The organism is Nocardia cyriacigeorgica (assembly GCF_005863245.1).
GTDB lineage: Bacteria > Actinomycetota > Actinomycetes > Mycobacteriales > Mycobacteriaceae > Nocardia > Nocardia cyriacigeorgica_C.
In genome coordinates this window covers 36,754-52,127 of the sequence record NZ_VBUT01000012.1, presented here as the reverse complement: position 1 = coordinate 52,127, position 15,374 = coordinate 36,754, and the positions used below count along the sequence as shown (strand labels likewise).

Annotated in this window: 20 protein-coding genes; 10 read left to right on the top strand and 10 right to left on the bottom strand. The window is 66.4% G+C overall.

Features of this window, described 5'->3' with window-relative positions; translation table 11 throughout:
* Positions 1-5 precede the first annotated feature (5 nt).
* Entirely contained in the window at positions 6-911 is a 906-nt protein-coding gene (locus tag FEK34_RS25890) for a LysR family transcriptional regulator ArgP (RefSeq protein ID WP_138451956.1), read from the bottom strand.
* Between the two features lie 70 nt (positions 912-981).
* On the opposite strand from FEK34_RS25890, the gene FEK34_RS25885 reads away from it, so the two are divergent.
* Together FEK34_RS25885 and FEK34_RS25880 are read left to right on the top strand one after the other, a co-directional pair.
* Positions 982-1,608, top strand: coding sequence for a LysE/ArgO family amino acid transporter (locus FEK34_RS25885; RefSeq protein ID WP_138451954.1), 627 nt, complete (start codon positions 982-984; stop codon positions 1,606-1,608).
* 149 nt (positions 1,609-1,757) lie between these two features.
* On the top strand, positions 1,758-2,126 hold the full coding sequence (locus FEK34_RS25880; protein WP_138451952.1) for a glyoxalase: 369 nt from the start codon (positions 1,758-1,760) through the stop codon (positions 2,124-2,126).
* A 247-nt stretch (positions 2,127-2,373) separates the two neighbouring features.
* Here the strand turns inward: FEK34_RS25880 and FEK34_RS25870 are convergent, their stop codons facing one another.
* The 3 genes from FEK34_RS25870 to FEK34_RS25860 all read right to left on the bottom strand — a co-directional run bounded on the left by FEK34_RS25870 (position 2,374) and on the right by FEK34_RS25860 (position 5,431).
* Entirely contained in the window at positions 2,374-3,627 is a 1,254-nt protein-coding gene (locus tag FEK34_RS25870; protein WP_138451950.1) for a cytochrome P450, read from the bottom strand.
* Between the two features lie 31 nt (positions 3,628-3,658).
* Positions 3,659-4,831: a phosphotransferase gene (locus FEK34_RS25865; RefSeq protein WP_138451948.1), complete on the bottom strand. Its 1,173-nt coding sequence runs from the start codon at positions 4,829-4,831 to the stop codon at positions 3,659-3,661.
* Positions 4,832-4,999: 168 nt separating this feature from the next.
* A complete protein-coding gene (locus FEK34_RS25860; RefSeq protein ID WP_249358220.1) occupies positions 5,000-5,431 on the bottom strand; it encodes a hypothetical protein in 432 nt (143 codons plus the stop codon).
* A gap of 101 nt (positions 5,432-5,532) precedes the next feature.
* Here FEK34_RS25860 and FEK34_RS25855 point away from each other — a divergent pair, with 101 nt between their 5' ends.
* From FEK34_RS25855 to FEK34_RS25835, 5 genes are all read left to right on the top strand, one after another.
* Positions 5,533-6,165, top strand: coding sequence for a MerR family transcriptional regulator (locus tag FEK34_RS25855; protein WP_138451946.1), 633 nt, complete (start codon positions 5,533-5,535; stop codon positions 6,163-6,165).
* Between the two features lie 239 nt (positions 6,166-6,404).
* Complete coding sequence (locus FEK34_RS25850; protein WP_249359615.1) at positions 6,405-6,941, top strand: DUF3558 domain-containing protein; 537 nt, start codon at positions 6,405-6,407, stop codon at positions 6,939-6,941.
* Between the two features lie 70 nt (positions 6,942-7,011).
* Positions 7,012-7,410, top strand: a complete 399-nt coding sequence (locus FEK34_RS25845) for a hypothetical protein (RefSeq protein ID WP_138451942.1) — start codon at positions 7,012-7,014, stop codon at positions 7,408-7,410.
* A complete protein-coding gene (locus FEK34_RS25840) occupies positions 7,410-8,759 on the top strand; it encodes a hypothetical protein (RefSeq protein ID WP_138452232.1) in 1,350 nt (449 codons plus the stop codon). Before FEK34_RS25845 ends, FEK34_RS25840 begins: the two co-directional genes overlap by 1 nt.
* The gene (locus FEK34_RS25835) at positions 8,756-9,538 is read left to right on the top strand and encodes an ESX secretion-associated protein EspG (protein WP_138451940.1); all 783 of its coding nucleotides are present in this window, start codon (positions 8,756-8,758) and stop codon (positions 9,536-9,538) included. Before FEK34_RS25840 ends, FEK34_RS25835 begins: the two co-directional genes overlap by 4 nt.
* 279 nt (positions 9,539-9,817) lie before the next feature.
* Here the strand turns inward: FEK34_RS25835 and FEK34_RS25830 are convergent, their stop codons facing one another.
* Both FEK34_RS25830 and FEK34_RS25825 read right to left on the bottom strand, forming a co-directional pair.
* The gene (locus tag FEK34_RS25830) at positions 9,818-10,504 is read right to left on the bottom strand and encodes a DNA alkylation repair protein (RefSeq protein ID WP_138451938.1); all 687 of its coding nucleotides are present in this window, start codon (positions 10,502-10,504) and stop codon (positions 9,818-9,820) included.
* 37 nt (positions 10,505-10,541) lie between these two features.
* Positions 10,542-10,754: a hypothetical protein gene (locus FEK34_RS25825; protein ID WP_138451936.1), complete on the bottom strand. Its 213-nt coding sequence runs from the start codon at positions 10,752-10,754 to the stop codon at positions 10,542-10,544.
* Here FEK34_RS25825 and FEK34_RS25820 point away from each other — a divergent pair.
* Complete coding sequence (locus FEK34_RS25820; RefSeq protein WP_086008219.1) at positions 10,737-11,177, top strand: hypothetical protein; 441 nt, start codon at positions 10,737-10,739, stop codon at positions 11,175-11,177. The two genes, FEK34_RS25825 and FEK34_RS25820, sit on opposite strands and share 18 nt — an antisense overlap.
* 149 nt (positions 11,178-11,326) lie before the next feature.
* Complete coding sequence (locus FEK34_RS25815; protein WP_138451934.1) at positions 11,327-11,752, top strand: hypothetical protein; 426 nt, start codon at positions 11,327-11,329, stop codon at positions 11,750-11,752.
* Positions 11,753-11,934: 182 nt separating this feature from the next.
* Here FEK34_RS25815 and FEK34_RS25810 read toward each other — a convergent pair whose 3' ends face one another.
* Genes FEK34_RS25810 through FEK34_RS25800 form a run of 3 tightly spaced genes read right to left on the bottom strand, consistent with a single transcriptional unit; the run spans position 11,935 to position 13,254 of the window.
* On the bottom strand, positions 11,935-12,180 hold the full coding sequence (locus tag FEK34_RS25810) for a DUF397 domain-containing protein (RefSeq protein ID WP_138452230.1): 246 nt from the start codon (positions 12,178-12,180) through the stop codon (positions 11,935-11,937).
* Positions 12,180-12,386 carry a DUF397 domain-containing protein gene (locus FEK34_RS25805; protein ID WP_138451932.1) on the bottom strand — a complete coding sequence of 69 codons (207 nt, stop codon included), beginning with the start codon at positions 12,384-12,386 and terminating at the stop codon, positions 12,180-12,182. Before FEK34_RS25805 ends, FEK34_RS25810 begins: the two co-directional genes overlap by 1 nt.
* The gene (locus FEK34_RS25800) at positions 12,376-13,254 is read right to left on the bottom strand and encodes a helix-turn-helix domain-containing protein (protein ID WP_138451930.1); all 879 of its coding nucleotides are present in this window, start codon (positions 13,252-13,254) and stop codon (positions 12,376-12,378) included. The genes FEK34_RS25805 and FEK34_RS25800 overlap by 11 nt, the downstream gene beginning before the upstream one ends.
* A 341-nt stretch (positions 13,255-13,595) precedes the next feature.
* Here FEK34_RS25800 and FEK34_RS25795 point away from each other — a divergent pair, with 341 nt between their 5' ends.
* Positions 13,596-14,471 (top strand): oxidoreductase, encoded by an 876-nt coding sequence (locus tag FEK34_RS25795; RefSeq protein WP_138451928.1) that lies wholly within the window; start codon positions 13,596-13,598, stop codon positions 14,469-14,471.
* A 209-nt stretch (positions 14,472-14,680) separates the two neighbouring features.
* On the opposite strand, the gene FEK34_RS25790 is transcribed toward FEK34_RS25795, so the two are convergent.
* Positions 14,681-15,301, bottom strand: coding sequence for a hypothetical protein (locus tag FEK34_RS25790; RefSeq protein WP_138451926.1), 621 nt, complete (start codon positions 15,299-15,301; stop codon positions 14,681-14,683).
* Positions 15,302-15,374: the final 73 nt, after the last annotated feature.

Genomic DNA, 15,374 nt, shown 5'->3' with positions numbered 1-15,374 from the left:
AACGCTCAACGCCGCTGATGCAGCGCCTCCGCGGCCGCCTGCGCAACGGTTTCCGCGACAAGCGCGAGAGCTGGGACGTCCAGTTTCCACTGCTGCCAGTACAGCGGCACGTCCACCCACTTGCGGCGGCCGAGCTCGACCAGCGCGCCCGATCGCAGCAGCGGCACGGCTTGCTGTTCGGGAATCAGGCCCCAGCCGAGCCCCGCCACGACGGCGTCACAGAACCCTTGCGAGGTGGGGATGTAGTGACGCACATCGCTGGCAGCCGCCTCACCGGCGGTGATGGTGCGGACGTAGCGGTCCTGGAGTTCGTCGCGCCGGTCGTAGACGATGACGGGCGCCTCGGGCAGGTAGCGGCGCAGCGTCCCGGAGCCGAAATGCCGGGCGACGAAGTCCGGGTTCGCCACCGGCAGATACCGTGCCAGGCCCAGCAGTCGTGCGGTGCATCCGGTCACCGGTTCGGCCGACGACGTCACCGCCGCCATCACCTGCCCCTCTCGCAAGAGAGTCGCGGAATGCGATTCGTCCTCGCGGTGCAGTTCGAAGCAGATCGGCGGATCCTGCGGGACCCGGGTCAGGGCGGGCAGAAACCATGTGGCCAGCGAATCGCCGTTCACCGCGATGGACAGCCGCGCCGGACCCGATTCGTCACCGATCCCCAACTCCCGCTGGGTATCTCGCTGCAACGCGACGACCTGGCGCGCGAATTTGACGATCACCTGCCCGGATTCCGTCGGCTGCGCGGGCTTGGTGCGGGTCAGCAGCACCCGCCCGGTGCGTTGCTCGAGCGCCTTGATGCGCTGGCTCACCGCCGACGGCGTCACGTGCAGGGCGGCCGCCGCGGCATCGAAGGTGCCCTCGTCGACGACCGCGAGCAGCGTACGCACCTGATCGAACGGCAGCTCCGTCATCACAATTGCTAATGATAGTTAAGAAACTTTAGCTGTACTGATTCCGTCAAGGTTCCTAGCGTCGGGTGACGTGAACAGCGGAATCTTCCCGGCGGCGCTCGCCGGATTCGGTGCGGGTCTGTCCCTGATCGTGGCCATCGGCGCGCAGAACGCTTTCGTCCTGCGTCAGGGCGCGCGCGGGCACGCCGTTCCGGTGGTGGTCGCGATCAGCGCGATCTCCGACGCGCTGCTCATCGCCCTCGGTGTCGCCGGGTTCGGTTCGGTGATCACCGCCTGGCCTGCCGCGCTCACTGTCGCGGGGCTGGCGGGCGGGGCCTTCTTGATCTGCTACGGCGCCCTGGCCGCCCGCCGCGCGCTGCGACCGCCCGCGGACCACGCCCTGACCAGCGCGTCCGGCTCCGCAGGCACCCTCCGCAAGGTCGTCCTCACCTGCCTGGCCATGACCTGGCTCAACCCACACGCCTACATCGACACCGTGCTGCTGCTCGGCACCGTAGCCACCCACCGCGGTTCGCTGCGCTGGATCTTCGGCCTCGGCGCCATGCTCGCCAGCCTCACCTGGTTCACCACCCTCGGCTACGGCGCCCGCCTCCTCGCCCCCATCCTGTCCCGCCCCACCGCCTGGCGCCTCCTCGACACCCTCGTAGCCGCCACCATGCTCACCATGGGCACCGCCCTGGTGGTCCGCGCTTTGTGAGAGGCCCGGCCGAGTTTCCACCACAGCTCGCGCGTCGCCACATCACGGGCATTGGGTTCACCGCGCCCGGAGTGACTCCCACCGATGCGATCCGGTGACCGGGCGCCATGAGCTCCGTTCGCTGGACCGCTTCGATCTACGCTTGCGCCATGATCCACCACGTTCAAGTCAGTTGCCCCGTCGGCGGCGAGGATCGGCAGCGAGCGTTCTACGCCGGCGTGCTCGGCTGGACCGAACTGCCCAAGCCCCCGCTGCTGGCAGCCAGGGGCGGATGCTGGTTCCGGGTACCAGGCGTCACCGGCCCGGACGGTGAACTACACGTCGGCGTCGAACGGGACTTCCGTCCCGCCGCGAAGGCGCACCCCGCCTTCGTCGTCGACATCGATTCCACCGCAGCCGCATTGACCGCGGCGGGCTTCCCCGTTACCTGGCCCGACCCGGCCGAGATCCCAGGTCGCCGCAGGTTCCACACGGTCGACGGCGTCGGCAACAGACTGGAATTCCTCGGCGCCGACTGATGTGGCCGGGGCCGCGCACGTCGAAGGCTCCATCTATCGCGCGCACCCCGAAACCGGCGCTAGTTGCGTCATCGCGGCCGGTGTGTCGGGTGGTTGGACCGGGCCTGAGTTCGGCCCGCAGGCTGGGATCTTCGTCCCGGATGGAAGCGGATCGGCGCTCTACGCAACCCTTTTCGACGGATCTCTGCGGCGCATCCGCCCGCCGGACGGTGTCGACCTGGCTCCGGTGCGATAGCCGGGGCGGCCCCTAGATGGTGAGCGGGGCTGCCGGCGGGAAGGTGACCGGGAGTTCTGCCAGCGCGCGGTGGAAGGGACCGGGGCGCCAGGTGGGGGTGCCGTCGGGGAGGTTGAGGCGTAGGTCGGGGAGGGCGTCGAGGAGTTGGTCGATGGCGTCTTGGGCGATCAGGTAGGCCAGGGATTGGGCGGGGCAGGCGTGCGGGCCGACGCCCCAGGCCAGGTGGGCGCGGTTGCCGAGCAGTTCGCCATTGCGCACGGCGGGGTCGTTGTTGCAGGCGGCCATGCTGATGACGACCGGCTGGTGCGCGGGCAGCCACACCTCGTCGATCAGGATCGGCTGACGCGGATAGGTGATCAGCAGATTCGCCAGCGGCGGGTCGTTGAACAGCACTTCGTCCAGGGCGTCACGCGAGGACAGGTTCCCGCCGAGCACGCTGCCGCCGAAGCGTTCATCGCTGAGCACCAGCAGCAGGGTGTTCGCGATCAGGTTGAGCTGGAATTCGATTCCGGTGCCGTACACCTGGGAGACGTGGTGCGACACCTCCACATCGTCGAGCGCGGATTCGTGTTGCAGCAGCGCGGAAGTGATGTCGTTGCCGGGTTCGCCGCGTTTGAAGGTCACCAGTTGCATCAGGGCCTCGCCGAGCAGCTGATTGCCCTTCTCCGCGTCGACCCCCTCGAGCAGCGCCGCCGTTCCCGCCGCCACCCGCTGACCGATCTCGGCGGGGCAGCCGAGCAGGAAGTTGACCACTTCGAAGACCAGCGGAAAGACATACTGGCGGATCAGATCGGCTTCCCCGTCGGCGCAGAACGTGTTGATCAGCGGAACAGCGATGTTCTCCACGACGCCGTTGAGCGCATACAGATCGACGTTGTCGATGCCTGCGGTGATGGCCTGGCGGTAGCGCACGAAATCGGCGCCCGAGCTCCGGCTCGCCATCGGCCGCCATTCCAGCAGCGGCAGAATCGGGCAGTCGGCCGGGACGTTCTTCTGCCATGCCCGCGGGTCGGCGGGAAAATGCTCGGGATCGTTGAGGATGCGCACTGCGGTGCTGTAGCCGATCACCAGGGTGGCCGGGACGTCGGGTGCCAGCTCGACCGGCGCCAACGACCCGTAGCGCCTGCGCATTTCGCTGTAGTGCCGGTGCGGATCGTCGGCGAATTCGGGCGAATGCAGCGAGACGCGCGGGCCGAGGGTGAGCGTGGGCGATCCGTGGGCCACCGGGCACGAGGTGACCTGCGCCCAAGGGGTGGAGGTAGTCACGCGGGAACTCCAGACTGTTCGAATTTGTCGGTCAGACGCCGAGGGCATCCAACGAGTCGTGATCGTCCAATGCGGTGGTAATGCGTTCCAGCAGGGTCAAACATGTTTCGACGGACTGCATCTTGGGCTGATAGGCAGCGCGGCCGATGGTGAAAGCCCATGCCGCGTAAGCGAACATGGACTGTTGCCGATAAGCCAGCCAGGCCTCGTCGAACGAGGGCGCCGATCCGCGGACCTCGGCGAGTTCGTCCAGGTAGGCCTCGAGCAGGTGGCGATCCCATGCCCGCCGGTCCTGCGGCTCGCACCCCGAGTTCACGGTGTAGGCGAAATCGTGTGCCCACCCGCCCCGCATCACGACCTGCCAGTCGACGAACCCCATCCGGCCGTCGCCGGTGGCGTAGGTCTGCCCGATATGCGGATCACCGTGCAGCAGCGTCGGCGGAAGGTCGTCGGTGGCCAGCTCGATCGCCCGCTCGACGCCCGCCCACAGCCGTTCGCTCTGTCCGCGCAGCGATTCGGGAATCACCTCCCCGGCCCGTTCCAGCCCGATCGCGCAGCGCTTCTTCATATCGATCGCGGCGAGGTAGGCCTGGAGCATGTAGCTCGGGGTGTTGAGGACGGCGATCGACGGATGTTCCCAGAAGGTGCCGTGCAGGCGCGCGAGGTTGCGCACCAGATCCTCCATCTGCGACTTGCTCACCGAGGTGGTCGGCTCGACGAACACCGCGCCGCGGGTGCTGGCGATGTCTTCCATCAACGCGATGGAACGCCACGACGATTCGTCGGCGGCGCCCCAGTATCCGACCGGCGCCTCCATCTCGACCTCGGGCCGGAAGTCACGGAAGAACCGGGTTTCGCCGGTGATCATCTTGCCGCCGCCGAGCAGTATGCGCTGGCTGAAGGCGGTGGTGGTCTTCGCGAACAGCGCCGTCGGCAGCCCGGCCTGCTGGCCCGCCTCGTTGTATTCGACCTCGATCGCGACTCGGGTCGAGGTACCGCTGCTGCCATTGGACGTCGCGCAGGAGACGACCTCCGCGCCGGGGACATCGCGGCACAGCACCGCGGTGAGCCAGGCCGGTGTGATCGTCTCCCCGGAGACCGGAACGTCGTCGATGGTTCGCGCCTTGGGCCGGATGACCTTCTCCCGCAAGATATGTCCGCCCACCGCGACCGATCGCCCGAGCAGCCATAGCTTGTGGTTCATTCGCTTGCCTCGATTTCCGAATCATGACGAACTGGTACGAGCGGCCGGCTTCGAATGCACTGGCCCGGACGACAGTACGCGAGGCGAACGAAAAATACGGACTGACAATGTATGAAGACTGACCGGCCTGTTTGGTTGTCAGCGTCGGACGATCGTCGCCGACCCCGTTCAGAACCGGTCGATTCCGGCGACGAGCGTCGCGATTCCCGACACCAGCAGCCCGGCCACCAGCAGCGTCGCACCCAGCCAGACGCTGATGATCATCCGGTTCGGCCGTTGCGGGTCGCGGCCGAGCACCGAGAGGAAGAAGCCGAGCGGCATCAGGATGGCGGCGACCAGGACGGCGATCGCGCCGCCGTCGGCCCAGCCCGTGCTCGCACCCGTCGCGTTGCCGAGAACGGCGAGCAACAGGCCGAGCATGACCAGCACCCCGGCGTGCGCGTGGCCGGCACGAAAGAAGGATTTTTGCAGGTCATTGGTGGGGTGGGCGCCGGTGACGACGCGCAGGAGGAAGGTGCCACCGAAGGCGATGGTGACCACCGAGAGGATGGTCGCCCCGAGCACGATGCTCATGAACGGCGAGATCAGCGAGGTATCCATGACTGCTTCCTGGCGTCGATTCAATTGGATAGTGTGACTACCCAATAATGGATAGCTAAACTATCCAATGTCAAGGGCCAATCGGAGGAGGAGCAGACGCGATGCTGATGTCGGAGCTGGCGGCCCGCACCGGAGTGCCGGTGCCGACGATCAAGTACTACCTGCGCGAAGGCGTGCTCATGCCCGGCCGCGCCACCAGCGCCACCCGCGCCGAATACGGAGAACCGCACGTCGAACGCATCGCCCTGGTGAAAGCCCTGTCCGGGCACGGGTTATCGCTGGCGAAGATCAAAACGATCGTCGGCCTCATCGACACCCCCGACGAATCCCTGCTCACCGCCCTAGGCGCCGCCACCTCCGCACTCCCGCCGTCACCCGAGTCGAGCACCGACACCGAATTGCCGCGCGCCCGAGCCGCTTTCGCCGCCCTCGGCCGCCCGCTCCCCGCCGACCTCCCCGCCGCCGCCCAACTCGAACAAGCCCTCGCCGACGCCGAAGCCGCAGGCCTGCCCATGACCGACGACCGCCTACGCGCCTACGCCCCTCACATCACCGCCATCGCCGCCTACGAAATCGACCGCATGCCCCTCGACTCCCCCGCCGCCGCCATCGAATACGCCGTCCTCGGCACCGTCCTCTACGAACCCATCCTCGCCGCCCTCCGCCGCATCACCCACGCCGAACTCACCGCCCAACGCCTCGCCGACCAACTCGAAGCGCCGAGAGCTACATGAGCGAGGGACGCTCTCGACGGATGCCTCGCTCATGTAGCTCTCGGCGAGGGATCGGGAGCTGAGCCGGGACACATGCGGGTGACCGACGTGGGTGCCGGGGGCCCGCGTCCTGGACGAAAGATCGGGTGGAACCGGATGCCGGTAAGGTGCGTCCTATTCAGTGTCGGTCTTTTCGCACCGAAAGCAGGAGGGGTATGCGTACCGCGAGTAGTGCACACAGAGGGGTCGCGGTCCGCGCGATGCTGGGCGGAATCGCCGCAGTCGGGCTTGTCGCCGGGTGTTCGACGTCGGTGGATGGGGAGCCGGCGGCACAGGGGCAGACGGAGTCGACCGGAGAGAAGACGGTCGAGTGGAATCCTTGCACCGAACTGTCGGACGAGGCGCTGCGGGCTACGAAGGTTGATCCAGCCTCGAAATCTACGGTTACGGATGCACCGACCGGGGCGACGGCCTGGCGAATCTGCCGGTGGGATTCGACTGAAGGGCCATATCTCGTGAGCGTCGCATCCGCGACCTACACCCAGGACGACGCCCGCAACAACGCCAACCTCACGGGTTTTCGCGATGTCGAGGTGGGCGACCGTTCGGGACTGGTCTATTACGACAAATCCGACGAAGACAAGCTGCGTTGCTACGTCAACCTGCCATGGTCAAACGGGTCGCTCGAAGTTGTCGTTGGCTGGCGCTACAGCAAACGAGACGAGATGCCACAGTCACCGCCATGCGATCTGACCGTCCGGCACGCCGCTGAGCTCGAGCCTTACTTACCCCGATAGCCGTGAACGCAAAAACATTCGGGCGGGCGCCGATGCTGAACAGCTCAGGAAACAAGGTCGGGAGGGAACGGTGACAGAGTCACCCAGCGGCACGGAGCAGGCCGGGTTGGTGAGCCATTGGAAGGCACTCAAGACCCAAGCCGAGAACGGCGAGTTACGTATGGACCCGGACATCGGAAATGCTCTGAAAGCCCGAGCAGACGCGATGATCACCGCACTCGACGACATGCTCGACGATGCCGCCGCACTCGAGCATGTGTCGGGCTTCGGCACTCTGGGTTCTGCTGTCGAACTCCAAAAGAAGTTCGCGGCGAAGGCTGTCACAGACCAAGATTCTGCTGTCAACAGGCTCAAGGAGAGCCACGAAATCGTCACACTGATGAGCGAAACTTACGCATTAGCTATCCGGCGCATCGAGGAAACAGACCAGTCGACAGCTGGTGCGCTCGGGAAGACTGGGGCTCAGTGATGGGACTCGACTTTCCTGAGTGGGTCGACCAGGTCGGCCATATTGCCAACAGGGCAGGCCAAGAGATCGGCGAAGCGCTCGGCCTTGGCGAAGCAGACCAGAACAAGCGTGATGACCAGCAGCGAATCAACGATCAGAAGGCCCAGTGGGACGCCGACCGTGCGATCGTCAACACTGAATGGGCAGGCCTTCTCGGCGAATACGGTAGCGACCAGTTTGCGGGCCGCGTCATCCTCGTAAAAGACCCCTTTGAAACAATGTCTCACCAAGAGATCTACGACGCAGTAAAGGACGTAGACCCAACGGCGATCAACGCCAAAGCCGACGGTTGGCGTAACCTCACCAAAGCGGCTCGGGATGCCATTGGCGTCTTCTCCAAGGGCGTCGAAGACGACATTACCGCCTACTGGAATGGGCAGTCCGGCACCGCCGCAATCGAAGGCACCCGCGCGTTCGCAAGCTCGTTCACAACGATTGCTGCGTGCTTCCAGATGGTTGCCCACGGCCTAGACCTCATGGAAGGCCACTTGGCCCAAGCCAAGAACTCCGTCGGCAAACCCGACGACACCACCGTCGGCGACAAAGTCATCAACGCCCTACCGTTCCAGAGCGTCATCAAAGGCCCTGAATACCGGGCCACCGAGGCGCAGGAAAACGCCCGGTTCGTGATGACCACGTATTACCGCCCGGGCGCGGAAGACGTCGACGGCCATACGCCGAATCTCCCCAAACCGAAGAATCCGGTAGACGACAAGGAGGAGGGCTGGAAACCCCCGGTCTATCCTCCCGGCAATTCGGTCTGGCCGCCGGGCGGTGGCGGCGGTGGTGGCGGCGGCGGGGGCGAGAACGGCGGCGGCGAGGAGAACACCGGCAACGGCGAAGAGTCGAACCCCACCGACGACACCTCGGACGATACGACTCCGCAGTCCACCACCCCCGCCTCCACCACGCCTGCGTCGACCACGCCAGCGGGCACCCAGCTCCCGACCTCGGATCTTCCGCGCGGTACCTCCGGGCTGCCGGGCGGGGTGGGCACCGGCGGTCTGGGTTCCGGTGGCGGTCTCGGCGGCAGCGGTGTGCCGTCGACGCCGGGCGCGGGTCGCAGCCTGCCCGGTGGCGGTGCGGGCACGCAGGGTAGGGCGGCCGCGTCGACGGGCGCGGGCGCGGGTTCCGGGCGTAATGGCCGGATGGGGATGCCGGGCATGGGCATGCCCGCCGGACGGGGCGGCGGCAAGGGCGAGGACGACGACGAGCACAAGACGCCCGACTATTTGATCTACGACCACGGCGATGAACTGCTCGGCAGTCAGCCGCCGGCGTTGCCACCGGGTGGAGTGATCGGCGGATGAGCGAATCACGTTGGCGGATGGATGGTTTGATGTTCACCCTGGCGGTGAACGCGTTCGGCCGCGACCGGTTGCCGTATCCGATCAAATGGGAGCCGGAGCGCCGCGTTCCCGACGAACCGGTCCCCTACGACGACTATCAGCGGATGCGTAAGGAGGCCGGGCAGCGACTCGCCGCCATCGCCGATCAGCGTCTGCACCGGGCGATTTCCACGCTGCTCGAACCGGAGGTGCGGGTGGAGGTGCACGGCTTCTTCGGCCAGGATTTCCGGCAGGTCGTGCGGATTCACGCGGGCATCGTCGGTCAGGCGGCCGCGCTGGCGGTCCAATTGCCCGGCCCCACACAGGCTTACGGTCGCGATGTCGTCTTGTCGATGCTCCCCGCGCAGGCCCTCGCCGGCCAGGTGGTGGCACATCTACCCAAGTGCGCGGGTGGTAAGTACGAAGGGCTGCGCGCGCGTGGCTCCGATGTGAGCCGGGTGGAGTACGCCAAACATCCGACGCGCCTGTCGCTCACCGAGAAGATCAACCGCATCGTGCGCCGCCCACGCTCGAGCCTCGGCGAGGTCGGTGTCTACACCGGCGGCGCGATCGACGGCCGCCCCACCCCGGACGTCCGCGGTTTCACCTGGATGGACTACCAGCCCAACGACGGCCGCTACCTCCTCCAGCACCACCCGCACGACGAATTCACCCTCGCCCCGGCCCCACCCGAGGAAATCGTCCGCGCCCTCCAGCACACCATCGACACCACCCGCCGCGCCACCGCACCCGCGTGGTGAGCCGACGAGGGCTACATGAGACCGGCGACACGCCGCGATCAACAGCCTCATGTACCCCTCGTCGCGGTACTCCGCGCTCTTTCGTGGCGTCGGGGAGATGCCGTAGTCGGTGATCGTCACCGTGCCGTCGTCGGCCACGGGCGGCTTTGGATTGCCCGGCTGGGGATCGATGGCGCTTGCGCTGATCCGGCGGCCACACCGCCGATGGGGGGCGGGCCTACGTCTTCGAGTCCGCCGGGGGTTGCCCCGCGGCGGCGATGTGAACGTGGCCGGCCTCCCTTACTTCGCCTGCTGGCGACTGACCATTTCGTTGATCCAGATGGGCGCGTAAGGGGATGTGCAGCCCGGGGAGGTCGGGTAGTCCTTCAGGACTTCGAGCCGTTCGCCGATGTCCAGCGCGCGGGCACGGTGGTCGGGGTGGGCGATGCCGATCTGGGCCAGGCAGGTGTTCATCGCCCATTGGAGGCGGTCGGGGGCGTCTTTCATCTGCGCTTCGATGATGTCGAGCAGCTCGGTGAGGTCGAGTCCTTCGGGGTTCTTCACCACGCGTTCGGCGGTGAGCGCCCAGCCGGCGCCGGCGACCAGCGGGTCCGGGTCGGCGAACCAGGCGCGGCGCAGGTCTTCGGCGTGCGGGTTCTTCTTCACCACGTAGTTCACCAGCCAGTCCTGCACCTTCGGCGCGCGGGCCTGACGCATCATGGCGTCCAGCTCATCACGCTCGAAGGCCTTCGGGCGGCAGATCAGCAAGGCCAGCAGGCGGGCGGCGGTGTCGCCGGTGGCCCAGAGATCGCGGGCGAGGTCCTGCTGGGTCTTCAACCGTTTGGCGACCGCACGCAGCTTGGTGAGGTTCACGCCGTGATCGTCGCCGTGCTTCTCGTTCACCGCGCGCATCTTCGGGTCGTCGAGGGCGGCCAGCTCGGCCAGCACCTGCGACACCGTCGTCTCGGTCGACGTCGTCTCGGCCACGGCGCAATCCTCCTGTCCAGTATCTGAGGGTTTCAGGCTACGACGGCAGACGGAACTGTTCGACCGCATCGCCGCGGCCACGCCCCTGGGCAACCAGCAATTTCCCAGCATCGGGAAGCTTCTCGCCGGACTGCGGTGCAGGATCTTGACGGATCACGTATCGGCAGACGGTCACCGACCGCCATCCGGTGCCGTGATCGCTCGATTGTTTCTCGGAAGGAAAACTACAAAGATGCGCGTGTTCGAACACGGAGCCAGGTTGGGCCTTGCCGTCGCGGCAATCCTCGCTGGATCACTGACCATGGCCGCCCCCGCGAACGCCGCAACGCCGGCCTCCGTGTGTGGCGGCGGTAGCTACCGAGTCATCGACACCCACGATCTGGGCAGTCTCGCCACCATCTACCTGCTCTACAACGGCCGCACCAATTGTGTCGTGACGTGGAAGAACGCCTACGTCGGCACGAAGACACCCACGAGGGCTATGGTCGCAATCTGGGGCCAGCCCAGCAGCCATAGGCAGGACTACGATCACTACGCGTATTACGCCGGTCCAGTGAAGGTGGATGCCCCCGGCAAATGCATCGCGTGGGGCGGTAGCGCACTCCGGCCCGGCGACATCGTGAACGGGGGCGGGATCCATTGGGATTCGCCGGGTCCGAGCCACTGCGGCTGAGCCCCGCACAACGATCGGCCGGCCCCCTCGATCACACCGGACACGCAGCCTTGGCAACGCGGACGGACGCAGGGCACGGCCGGGAAATCCATCGACCAACGATCGCCGACCGGTATTCGGCGGTCGATCTCCTCAGAAAGTACGAACACATGCCAGTGCTGAAAAGCGGCGCGAGGCTGGGCCTTGCCGTCGCGGCGATCCTTACCGGATCGCTGGCCATGGTCGCGCCAGCGAACGCGGCGACCCCGGCCTCGGTCTGCGGCAGCGGATACCGAGTCATCGACACCCACGACCTGGGCGGCCTCGCCACCATGTACCTGCTCTACAACGGCAGGACGAACTGCGCGGTCACCTGGAAGACGCAGGGCGTCGGCACCAGGACCAGTACGGGAGTCTCACTCGGAATCTGGGGATCGAGCGGCCCCGCGCAGGTGGATGCCGGCATGTTCACCCATTACGCAGGCCCGGTGAAGGTCGATGCTCCCGGCAAGTGCATCGGCTGGGGCGGCGCCGCGACGAGCACCAGCGGCAGATCGGTCAGTTGGAACTCGCCGGGACCGAGCCACTGCGGGTAAGCGGACAGTCCGGTTGGCGGGCGCGAACTACCCCTGAGCGCTCGCTGATCAGGCCGGTCACCCCGGCCGATGACCGTCCGCGCAGACCGCGTGGAAATATGAGCGGCCCGTGCGTCAGCCCGAAACAGGCTGAGGCACGGGCCGTCTCACTGGGTCAGGTCGTCTGGCCGATGCAGTGTCGATCAGTGGTGGTCGAAATGCCCGGCGCGGGTGTGGGTCAGGAATGATTCCCACTCGGAGGGAGTGAAGACGAGAGCCGCAACCGCAAGATTCTTCGAGTCACGGACGCCGACCATGCCTTCGTCCAAGTGTGCAACTTCGACGCAGTCTTTACCGCCAGCGCTACGCCGGGACTTGAACCACCTGGCTCGACTGAGATCTGCACCTACACGCGCGCCGCGGTCAGTCGATGAGAACTCAGGCTTCATCATCCGACACCGAACTCTCCGCGACGGGCACGAGTCAGAAACGCATCCCACCCCGACGGAGTGAATACCAGGGCAGGGCCAGCGGGGTTCTTCGAGTCCCGGACGCCGACCCGTCCACGGCCGAGATGCGCAACTTCAACACAGTCGTTGCCGCCGACACTTCGAGTGGACTTGAACCACTCCGCTTCTCTTAGTTCAACGTTCACGCTCGTACTCCTTTGCCTTCGCCCGCAGTAGGTACTTGCTGCCAACCGGATCCAACGCTACCGCCTGCATCGCCTTGAACGCCTCCCGATAGCGTTCCACGGAATTAGGCCGGTCGTAGTACAGATTGCCCGTGTAGGACTCGACGTACACCGTGGCAGGCTCTGGAGTTCCGGGCGGGAAGTCGAGCACCGTGAACGGACCCGGCGCCATGCCGGTTGGGATTCCGACAGCGAATGGCAGCACTCGGACAATCACATTGGGCGGCATGTCGGCGAGGTGACGAAGCTGGGCGGCCATCGTCTTGCGACCACCGACAACCCTGTTCAGAACCGCCTCGTCGATGATCAGCGTGACGGACACCGGATTCCGCTTGCGCTTAATGATCTTCTGCCGACCGGCACGTATCCGCACCAGCCTCTCCAGCTCTTCGGCAGTCTCATTCGGCGCGTAGATCGACTCCAAAGCCCGTGCATATCCGACGGTTTGAAACAAGCCGCTAACCATGTCCGGCCGGAACACCATCAAGCTCGATGCAACCGACTCCAGGCCGAGATACGGCGCGAAACTTGCCGGGATCAGCTCCCCGAACTCATGCCACCACCGTCCGTTCTGCGACTCCCCGTCCGCTTCCTTCGCGAGCCCCAGCAGTGCATCCTGCTGTTCGACCTCGTCATACAGCTCGCACAATCCCACAATGTCCTGAATGTGAATCTTCCCGGGATGCGCGGTCTCCAACCTTTGCACCGTCCCGGCACCGCGGCCGATCTGCCGCGCTGCCTCGGCGATGCTCAACCCCGCTGCCTGGCGCATCTCACGCAGCTGTCGGCCCAGTTGACGTCGTGGCACCGTGTTGCCCGATGTGGGCATAGTGATCCCCTCCTGCGAATGGCACCCCTGCCGAGCACACATTGTGGCCCAATCTTGGACGCAGCACAGGGAAAACGCGAACATCGGTGCGATCTGCCTATCATCGCAGGTCGGCACCCATTGTGGCCTGGTTTCCTCGCTTCCGGCATCGGAGTCCGGGCCCGCCGTCACCACGCCCCTGCCGTGGCGGCGCATCCGGTATCGGCCATGGCGGCCGCGCTGGGTGGCGATCCGTATCGCCCCGGTCTCCGATGCTCCATACCGGGCCGAGGAGCGCACTGTGAACGATCAGCGTCCGAGACACACTTCACAGGGAACTTACCCAGGAGTAAGGTCGGTGCATGGCGTGGAAACCTGAGCAGATATCCGATCAGACCGGGCGCACCTTCGTCGTCACCGGAGCCAATGGCGGCCTCGGTGTCGAAACCACGAAGGTGCTGGCGAGCAAGGGCGCGACGGTGGTCATGGCCTGCCGGAATACGGCCAAGGCACAAGAGATCGCCGACCGTATCGACGGCGATGTGAAGGTCGCGCCGCTCGATCTGGCCGACCTGTCCTCGGTGCGCGAATTCGCCGACAACTGCGGCGAATTCGATGTCCTCATCAATAATGCCGGCCTGATGAACGTGCCGTTCTCGCGCACCAAGGACGGTTTCGAGACCCAGTTCGGCGTCAACCACCTGGGCCACTTCGCCCTCACCGGCCTGGTGCTCGACCGCATCCGCGACCGGGTGGTGTCGCTGGCCAGCATCGCGCACAAGCAGACCCCGAAGCTCTGGATCGACGACCTGAACTACGAAAACCGCCGCTACCAGCGCAATCTCGCCTACGCCCAGTCCAAGCTGGCCAACCTCATGTTCGCCCGCGAACTCCAGCACCGCCTCGAGGAGGCCGGCTCGTCCAAGCGGTCCTACGCCGTGCACCCCGGCGTGTCGGCCACCGACCTGTTCGCCCGCACCGAGACCCCGCTCGACCGCATCAGCAAACCCTTCATCCGCCTGATCGGCCACCCGCCCGCCAAGGCCGCCCACTCCACCCTGTTCGCCGCCACCGACCCCGACGCCGACCCCAACACCTACTGGGGCCCCACCCGCCTCTTCCAGTCCCAGGGCCCGGTCGAACCCTCCCCCTCCACCAAGCTCTCCAAGAACCGCGACCTCCAACGCCGCCTCTGGGAAGAATCCGAACGCTTCACCGGCATCACCTACAAGTTTTGATGCGTACCTCGCATAGGTTCTGCCCCAAATAGGCCCGCACAACCTATGCGAGGCCTTCACAAACTGTGCGAGGCCAACCACCTGCCTGTGGGCGGGAGGTGGGTGGGGTGGTGGAGGGCCTCGAGCCAGCGATGGGGGCGGGTCAGGTCGGACCAGGTCCAGCGGACTACCAGCCAGCCGAGGCAGCGGAGGGCGTCTTCGCGGACCTTCTACGCGATCACCGTCTCTTCGGAGGGGCGGCGGCCGGTGCGGTACTTGACCATGCCGTCGAACTCGCCGATGACGCCACGGTCGGGGAACAGGAAGTCGACGCGAGCCACGAACCGGCCGCGGTCATCCAAGACCGTCGCCTGTTGTTCCGGCCGCGGCAGCCCTGCACGGTCGATCACTATGCGGCTCAGCGATTCCCCCGGGCTTTCGGATCGGCTGTCCAGGAACTGGATCGCCCGGCGCGCGGCCGGACAGCCGGGTCGTCCACGCGCTCGCATCAGCTGATCCTCCAGCGCCCGGCGCGTGGTCAGTCCGGCGTGCAGCGCACCGTCACCGATCACGACCGCGTGTGCGAACGGCACCGACCTCGCGAGGTCCACGACCGTGCGCGCGGCCGAGGTGACCGCCAGCCCACCGGCCCGAACGACATCGCCGCGATCGAGCCGAGCCGCGTGCACCGTGAGCTGCTTCGTACTCCTCGCTCCCGCGCCCCGATCGCGAGTCACATGCACCCGGTCCATGGGCACGTCCCAGACCGGCAGACCGTGCACGACCGCCGCCGAAACATGGCTGGCCACGGCCTCCGCACACAGCCCGCCCGCCACCGCCCGAGTCGTCACCAGATGCCGCTGCGCATCACTCAGCCCCGCAGCATCCGCCGCCCGCACATACTGACCGCGACACACCCGCACC